Raw genomic sequence first — 1,140 nt, 5'->3', positions numbered from 1 at the left:
AACAGGTGTGTCATCGGATACACGTTTAAAACCAGTCCTGTCCAAGGCCCATTTTTTATCATCTTTATTTAACTTTTTTATGGACTGGGTGACAATAAAAGCACGTTCACCGGCATGGTTTATCCTTTTGATCGCTTCTGAACCGAGTCCGGCATCACTGCAGTAAATAAATTTCGTACAGCCAAAATCCTGGAGCACTTTTTCTTCCAGTGGTTTCAGGGAAGTCTGTTCATTTGCATTTCCAGGAAAGAGTGAAAATGCAAGGGGGATACCATCCCCATCCATGAACATTCCCATCTGGATGATGGGGTTTGGACGGTGTTCTTTGCACTTGCCGTATTTTTTATCACCCTCTTCCTGCTCGATCTCAAAATAATAGTTTGTGCAGTCGTAATAAAGGATCTTATCGTTGCGTTTTCCAAGCAGATGGCTGTTCTTATATACTTCTGACTGGATAAAATCGCATTCACTTCCCAGGACATCAAGAGCCCGATAGATATCATGCAGTTGATAAGAAGGCTTTTCCAGAAATTCAGACGCTGCCTTATAAGAAGAACGTTTACTGGCTGGTTCGAGGATTCTGGCATAAATAAGATCGGAAAGGATGGCATTGATATCATATCTGAACCTATGCTTGTCCCGGAGCTTCCGGCAGGTTTTATCAAGTTGAAGGCGATAGTAAAAAGCCTGGGGAAAAAGATAACCTCCGCGATAAAAGACCTGCTGGTTATAATCCAGCTTTTGGTCGGAATGAAACGTTATCTGGACAGCTTTAGCCTGTTGTTCCTTTTTATATTTAAGAGTTTCTATCCTGGCTTCTTCTTTAGCCCACTTCATGACATCATCACGGGTAGGCCCATGCTCAACCAGAAGTTCCTTAAGTGTCCCAAGTTTACGAACATTGACGGACGTACTTTTCCCATTATTGTTAATAAAACTTTTTGCGATATAAAAAGATTCAGAATTTTTCGATTTAGATGTAGTTACTTTCATACAGAAACCCTCCTGAATACATTATATCATACCTCGGAAAATAATGCCAGATAATACTATAAAATAAAACGAAAAATTTGACATAAAAAAAGCAGGCTTTATAAGGCCTGTAAGGTTTTTTTGAAATATGAAACTGTCAAACTCCCG

General features: G+C 39.8%; 1 pseudogene. It reads right to left on the bottom strand.

The window, feature by feature from the left end:
- Window positions 1–993: pseudogene (locus ACESZH_RS23900) on the bottom strand (transposase); the annotation flags it as partial.
- Window positions 994–1,140 lie beyond the last annotated feature (147 nt).

It is taken from the genome of Ruminococcus sp. 5_1_39BFAA, assembly GCF_964240875.1.
Taxonomy (GTDB): Bacteria; Bacillota; Clostridia; order Lachnospirales; family Lachnospiraceae; genus Blautia_A.
The sequence above is the reverse complement of the archived record's forward strand: the minus strand, read 5'-3'. Positions and strand labels throughout refer to the sequence as shown.